This window comes from Streptomyces chisholmiae, from assembly GCF_031845445.1.
In the GTDB taxonomy this organism is placed as follows: domain Bacteria; phylum Actinomycetota; class Actinomycetes; order Streptomycetales; family Streptomycetaceae; genus Streptomyces; species Streptomyces chisholmiae.
Genome location: NZ_JAVREO010000026.1, coordinates 73,225 through 79,384, shown reverse-complemented (window position 1 = coordinate 79,384; position 6,160 = coordinate 73,225). Strand labels below are relative to the sequence as shown.

The 6,160-nt window shown below is 74.1% G+C and carries 6 protein-coding genes; 1 reads left to right on the top strand and 5 read right to left on the bottom strand.

All coding sequences use genetic code 11. The annotated features are described in order from the left end of the window. Positions 1 to 339: 339 nt before the first annotated feature. From RM844_RS29475 to RM844_RS29460, 4 genes are all read right to left on the bottom strand, one after another. Entirely contained in the window at positions 340 to 1,143 is an 804-nt protein-coding gene (locus RM844_RS29475; protein ID WP_311670474.1) for a cytochrome d ubiquinol oxidase subunit II, read from the bottom strand. A 399-nt stretch (positions 1,144 to 1,542) separates the two neighbouring features. After that, on the bottom strand, positions 1,543 to 2,244 hold the full coding sequence (locus RM844_RS29470) for a response regulator transcription factor (protein WP_311670473.1): 702 nt from the start codon (positions 2,242 to 2,244) through the stop codon (positions 1,543 to 1,545). A 51-nt stretch (positions 2,245 to 2,295) separates the two neighbouring features. Then, the gene (locus RM844_RS29465) at positions 2,296 to 2,940 is read right to left on the bottom strand and encodes a LysE family translocator (RefSeq protein ID WP_311670472.1); all 645 of its coding nucleotides are present in this window, start codon (positions 2,938 to 2,940) and stop codon (positions 2,296 to 2,298) included. A 126-nt stretch (positions 2,941 to 3,066) separates the two neighbouring features. Next, positions 3,067 to 4,317 carry a sensor histidine kinase gene (locus tag RM844_RS29460; RefSeq protein WP_311670471.1) on the bottom strand — a complete coding sequence of 417 codons (1,251 nt, stop codon included), beginning with the start codon at positions 4,315 to 4,317 and terminating at the stop codon, positions 3,067 to 3,069. A gap of 55 nt (positions 4,318 to 4,372) precedes the next feature. Here RM844_RS29460 and RM844_RS29455 point away from each other — a divergent pair, with 55 nt between their 5' ends. Then, positions 4,373 to 4,792: an ankyrin repeat domain-containing protein gene (locus RM844_RS29455; RefSeq protein WP_311670470.1), complete on the top strand. Its 420-nt coding sequence runs from the start codon at positions 4,373 to 4,375 to the stop codon at positions 4,790 to 4,792. Positions 4,793 to 4,827: 35 nt separating this feature from the next. Here RM844_RS29455 and RM844_RS29450 read toward each other — a convergent pair whose 3' ends face one another. Then, positions 4,828 to 6,156, bottom strand: a complete 1,329-nt coding sequence (locus RM844_RS29450) for a serine hydrolase domain-containing protein (RefSeq protein ID WP_311670469.1) — start codon at positions 6,154 to 6,156, stop codon at positions 4,828 to 4,830. Positions 6,157 to 6,160 lie beyond the last annotated feature (4 nt).

Genomic DNA, 6,160 nt, shown 5'->3' with positions numbered 1-6,160 from the left:
CAGGGGGCGGCGGGGCCCGGCGGCCCGGGGCCTGAGGCCGAGAGGCCCCGGGCGGCGGGGCTCGGCGGCCCGGTCGGTGACCTGACCGGTGCCCCGGCCAGTGATGCGACCGGTGAGCCGGCTGGTGATCCAACTGGGGCAGGGGGCGGTATGCGGAACGGTGCTGGCACGGTGGGTGGCAGTCGCGGTGGACAACACCGTGGCCGGCCCCGCGGCGACCGCCGTGCTCGGCCTGGCGGCAGGCGCGGTGGACAGCACGGTGGTAGGCCCCGCGGCGAGCGCCGTACCTGGCCCGGTGGCGGGAGCGGTGATCGGTTCGGCGACGGGTCCGGTGGTCGGTCAGCCGTCGTGGCGACTGCCGCGCCAGCGGCGCAGCTGGGCGCGGGTGAGCCAGCCGAGGACCAGCAGCAGCGCCGGCACCGACGCGGCGAGCGACGCCGTCGGTGCCGCGTGCGCGGCCAGCGGCAGGCGAGCGCCGGCCAGTGGGGGCAGCGTCGCCAACAGCCCGGCCGTCAGCACCAGCGAACGGTCCCCGCCCGGCCGGCCGGTCAGCTGCCTGGCCCGCTGGAACGGCCGCCCGGTGGCCCGCAACGCGGCCAGGCTGATGCCGTGGGCCAGGAGCAACAACACCACGCAGACCGTGCTGAGCAGCGCGACCGCCGGCTCGACCGGGCGACTCAGTCCCTCGGCCAACAGCGCGGCCAACAACCATCCGCAGGCCAACCCGGCCAGCCAACTCCCGCCGCTCCAGAGCACGTCGGGCCAACCGCGCCCACGACCATCCAGCCCCCCGCCGTGCCCGCCGCCGTGCCCGCCGCCCCGTCTGCCGCGCGAGAACGGCGGCCGGCCCCAACGCCCGAGGCCGCGCAGCAGCCAGCCGAGCAGCAGCGGCCCCAGCAGGGGCCCGGCCCCGGGCAACGCGCCGGGCAGGGTGGGGAAGCAGAGCAGCAGGCAGAGCAGGGTGGCCCACAGCCACCCCTCGGCGAGCCGCGCCACCGGCGCGGAAGCGGCGCGCAACGCCGCGCGTTCCGCCCGGTCCCGCGCCAACACCGGCAGCAGCATCGCCACGCCCAGCTCCGCGCCGCCGACCACCAGGAAACCGGCCGCGCAACAGGCCAGGACGACGGCGGCGAACGGCTCCACGGCGACGCTCCTCCCCCGCGTCGGCGGCGGGCGGGGCAGCCGGCGGAGTGTGGCGGTTCCAGGTCTGGGGGGTCACACCACCACGGTGGCCGCGAAGCGGGCCTCCGCACGTCGGCCGTCAGCTGACACCTGGGCTACCACCTGGGTCGCACTCGGGGCGCCCGGCGTACCCCCGAGGTTGCGCCCGCCCTGAGACCGGGGTCGGGGCGCGGCCGGCGCCGCCTCCGGGGCGGCGGGCAGGGGAACACGGGGGCGCGGCCCTGGTCGGCCTGCTGACCAGCGGCGCCCGTCGCCGCCCGTCGCGGGCTCGGCGCCGGGGCACCCGTCAGGGTCGGCGTCCCGCCCCGGCGGAGGGCTGGTCGGGGCGGCGCACGGCGAGGTGTGGCTCGGGCGGCCGGGTCAGCCCAGCCAGCCGGGGGTGATCATCCCCGACTCGTAGGCCAGGATTACCAGTTGCGCCCGGTCCCGGACGTCCACCTTGGTCATGATCCGGCTGACGTGGGTCTTGGCGGTGGACGGGCTGAGCACCAGGCGGCGCGCGATCTCGTCGTTGGTGAGCCCGGCACCGACCAGGCCGAGCACCTCGCGTTCCCGCTCGGTGAGCGCGTTCAGCCGGGGGCTGGGGTCGGGCTGCCTGGCCCGGCCGGCGAACTCCGCGATCAGCCGACGGGTGACCGTCGGCGCGATCAGCGCGTCTCCCCGGGCGCAGACCCGGATCGCGTGCAGCAGCTCCATCGGCTCGGTGTCCTTCACCAGGAATCCGGAGGCACCGGCGCGCAGCGCGCCGTAGACGTAGTCGTCCACGTCGAAAGTGGTCAGGATGACCACCCGCACCTCGGCGAGCCGCTCGTCGGCGACGATCCGCTCGGTCGCCGCCAGGCCGTCCATCTCCGGCATCCGAATGTCCATCAGCACGATGTCGGGGCGCAGCTCCCGGGCCAGCGCGACGGCCTCGGCGCCGTTCGCCGCCTCCCCCACCACCGCGATGTCGTCCTCGTCCGACAGGATGGAACGGAACCCCGCCCGCACCAGCATCTGGTCGTCGGCGAGAACGACCCTCACCTTCTTCACGTCGGGTCCCCCGCGGCGCGTCGTGGTCATGCGGACCAGGGTAGGCGCGTCTTGGGGCGGGGACGGCCTCCGGTGTGCGGGTCAGCCACGGGCGGGCTGGGAGCTGTCCAGGGCCAGGTGGGCGGCGAGACCGCCGAGGACCGTACCCATCACGTAGCGCTGGGCGCGCAGCCAGCCGGGGCGACGGGCGAGGAACGCGGCGATCAGGCCGGCCGCCAGCACGAACGTGCCGTTCACCGCGACCCCGATGACGACCTGGACGCTGCCCAGGAGAAAGCCCTGGGCCATGACGTGCCCGGCAGCCGGATCCACGAACTGCGGTATGAGGGACAGGTACATGAGGGCGATCTTCGGGTTGAGCAGGCAGGTCATCAGGCCCATGGTGAAGAGCCGGCGCCCGGACTCCACGGGCAGGTCCTGCCGGTCGAAGGCCGAGACCCCGCCCGGGCGCAACGTCTTCCAGGCCAGCCAGGCGAGGTAGCCGGCGCCGGCCAGCTTCACCGCGAGGTAGAGGCCGGGGACGACAGTGAAGACGACGGACAGGCCCAGGTTGGCCGCCGTCAGGTAGATGAGGAAGCCGAGGGCGACCCCGCCGAGCGAGACCAGCCCGGCCCACCGGCCCTGGGTGATGCTGCGGGAGACCAGGTAGATCATGTTGGGCCCGGGGGTCAGCACCATCCCGAGGGCCACGGCCGCGACGCCGGCCACCGCACCTGCTGTGATCATCTGTCCAGCGTCGCTGACCACGCACTTGAGCACCAGTTAAATCTGCTGCATCCGACAGGTAAGCAACACTGAAGGCACGGCCGAGGGCGGCGCGGCACGCGGCCCGTTCTCCGGCGTACCGGCTGGTCAGCCCTCCTGCGCCGGCGGGTCCGTGAACGCCGGCCCGCCACGCTCGGCAGCGGCCGGGGCCGGGTGATCGGGCTCGGCCCAGTCCAGCAGGGGCAGCCGGGCGGTGACCCGGAAACCACCCTCCGGCCCGCCGCCGGCGGACAGCTCGCCGCCCAGGGCCTCGGCCCTGGTGCTCATACCCTGGATGCCGCTGCCCCGCGCCCCCGGCTCGGCACCCCGCCCGTCGTCCGAGACCGTCAGCCGCAACTCGCCCGGGGCGTAGTCGACCAGAACCCAGGCCCTGGTGGCGTCCGCGTGCCGGGTGATGTTGGTGATCGACTCCTGGACGATCCGGTAGGCGGCCAACGAGATGTTGGGCGGAAGCACCGGCGGCTCGCCCGTCGTCGCCAGCGAGATCTCCAGGCCGGTGCGGGAGGCGCGGTCCACCAGCTCCCCCAGCCGCTCCAGTCCGGCCGCCGGCTCCACCGGGGCGGCCTCGTCGACCTGCCGGAGCACCCCCAGGGTGGCCCGCAACTCGCGCAGGGCCTCCTTGCTGGTGTCGCGCACCAGCTCCAGGGCACTGACCAGCTCCACCGTCTCCCCCGGCCGCTTGGCGCTGCGGTGCAGCGCCGCCGTGGTGCGCACGTTGATCAGCGAGATGTTGTGACCCAGCACGTCGTGCAACTCCCGGGCGAGCCGCAGCCGTTCGGCGGTCGCCGACTGCTGGGCCCGCAGATCCCGCTCGCGCTCGGCGGCCAGCAGCCGCTGCTCCGTCTCGCGCTGGTGTGCGTGGCGCAGCTGCACCGCGTGCCCCAGCATGATCAGACTCAGGAACCAGCCGCCGAAGAGCACCATGGACATGTTGTCCACATGGCGCTCCTCCTCGCCGGCCAGCACCTCGCCCCAGGTGATCACCAGCATGGCGAAGACCGCCACAGCCACCGCCGCCGCCAGCCGCCCGCCCCGCGCCACGCTGTACAGCGACACGATGAGCACGGTCAGCCCGGCCGGCCCGTCGAGGGTGCTCAGGACGTAGTACCCCATGGTCAGCGCCAGGGAGAGCACCGCGATCGTCACCGGCCAGCGGAAGCGCAGCGGCAGCAGACCCGTGCCGGCGGCTGTCGCCAGCCAGCCGACCACCCCGTTCACCGTGCGCTCGGGGGACGAACTCGCGATCGCCACCACGAGCACGGCCTCGACCAGCAGAGCGACGATCGGCACCAACAACAGTCGGTCGCGCTGGATCGCCGCTGGGAAACGGGCAAGCATGGCCGCCAGAGTACGTAGGCTGTGCCCAAACAGCACCATCGAGGAGGAAGACCCCATGACCGGCCCGGCACCGGAGAGCAACGAGCCCGCCCACGACCCCGAGGTGCTCCAGCTCGCGGCGAAGGTGTTCGACCTGGCCAGGGAAGGGGACACGGACACCGTAGCCGCCTACGTGGACGCGGGGGTCCCGGTGAACCTGAGCAACGACAAGGGGGACACGTTGCTGATGCTGGCCGCCTACCACGGCCATGTGGCCACCGTGGAAGCGCTGTTGGAGCGGGGCGCCGACGCGGCCCGGGCCAACGACCGGGGGCAGACCCCGATCGCCGGCGCGGTTTTCAAGAACGAGTCCGCCGTGGTCCGGACGCTGCTGGCGGCTGGGGCCGATCCGGCCGCCGGGCAGCCGTCCGCCATCGACACCGCCCGGATGTTCGGCCGCGTCGAGCTGTTGACCCTCTTCGGCGCCGAGCACTGACAAGGCCGCAGAACGCCGTGGGCCGGGCCCGGCCCTCACGCGCCCCGCCCGTCGTCCGGGCCACCACACAGCGCGCGGTCGACGAGGTCACTGGCGGCCCGCTCCTGACGGAGCACGGCGTCCGGGGAGTCACCGAGCGCGGTGGACATGGAGACGGTGACGGCGCGACCGCCGTCCTCGGTGACGCCGTTCAGGGTGATGTAACCGGCCTCGCCTCCCTCGTGGCTCACATAACGGCCGCCGCAGGACAGAGGGCGGTCGACCAGACCGAGGCCATAGCGGCCGTCCGGCCAGAACACCCGCATCTCCTCGTTGACCGGGACGGTGTCCCGCATCTCGGCCAGCCGAGCCGGGGACAGCAACTCACCGCCGAGCAGACCCAGGAAGAAGCGGTTGACATCCGCCGTGGTGGAGACGTAGCCGCCGGGATCGGGAATGATCACCTTCGTGACGTCCACCCGCTCGCCGGTCGGGAAGACCTGGTAGGCGTGGGCGTGGGGTCGGCGCAGGGTGGGGTCACCGCCCGGCAGGTAGGTGTGGTCCATGCCGAGCGGCCGCAGCACCCGGTCCTCGACCTCCTCGTGCCAGGGCCGGCCCGTGACCTGCTCGATGATCAGGTCGAGCAGCACATAGCCGGTGTTGGCGTAGCCCCAGCCGGCGCCGGGCGGGAAGTCCGGGGGGTGGGCCATCGCCCGGGCCACGATCTGCTGGGCGGTGAAGGTCTCGTACCGGCGCTCGTGGTACTCCCGCGGGGTGTCGAAGCCGGGCAGGTCGTCACGGATGCCGCTGGTGTGCTGGAGGAGCTGACGGACGGTGATCTCGCGCCCGTCGTTGCCGTTGCCCTCGACCAGGCCGGGCAGCCAGTCGTCCACCGTGTCGTCGAGCGCCAGGCCGCCCTCGTCCACCAGTTGCAGGACGACCGTGGCCACCAGCGCCTTGCCGGTGCTCGCCATCCGGAAGTAGCCGTCCGGCGGCACCGGACGGCCGGTGCCCACCTCGGCGACGCCGCTGGTGGCGACCAGCTCGCGGCCGACGTCGGTGGTCACCCGCGCCTGGACGCCGGTGACGCCCAACGCCCGGATGGCGTCGGTGTCCCGGCGCAGGTCGCTCTGCCGGTATCCGGCCGGGGCCGCGTCGTGCGCACCGGCCGGCAGCTGGAGGCCGACGGCCACGCAGGCGGCGACGAGGGCGAGGGCGGCGGCCGGCAACCACCGGCGGCCGGCACGGCGGCGCCACCGCTCGGGCCGATCCGACGGGCGGTTGGACGGCCGGGCGGTTGCGGGCTGGGCGGAGGACACCTCGGAGGAGGGCGGCTGCGGGACGGGCGACTGGGACGACCCGCCGAGCGGGCGAAGGAATCTCATGCCG

Excerpts from the sequence above, each read along its gene's own strand:
- RM844_RS29460 (WP_311670471.1), bottom strand. The coding sequence starts at position 4,317 with ATGCTTGCCCGTTTCCCAGCGGCGATCCAGCGCGACCGACTGTTGTTG.
- RM844_RS29455 (WP_311670470.1), top strand. The coding sequence starts at position 4,373 with ATGACCGGCCCGGCACCGGAGAGCAACGAGCCCGCCCACGACCCCGAG.
- RM844_RS29465 (WP_311670472.1), bottom strand. The coding sequence starts at position 2,940 with ATGATCACAGCAGGTGCGGTGGCCGGCGTCGCGGCCGTGGCCCTCGGG.
- RM844_RS29450 (WP_311670469.1), bottom strand. The coding sequence starts at position 6,156 with ATGAGATTCCTTCGCCCGCTCGGCGGGTCGTCCCAGTCGCCCGTCCCG.
- RM844_RS29470 (WP_311670473.1), bottom strand. The coding sequence starts at position 2,244 with ATGACCACGACGCGCCGCGGGGGACCCGACGTGAAGAAGGTGAGGGTC.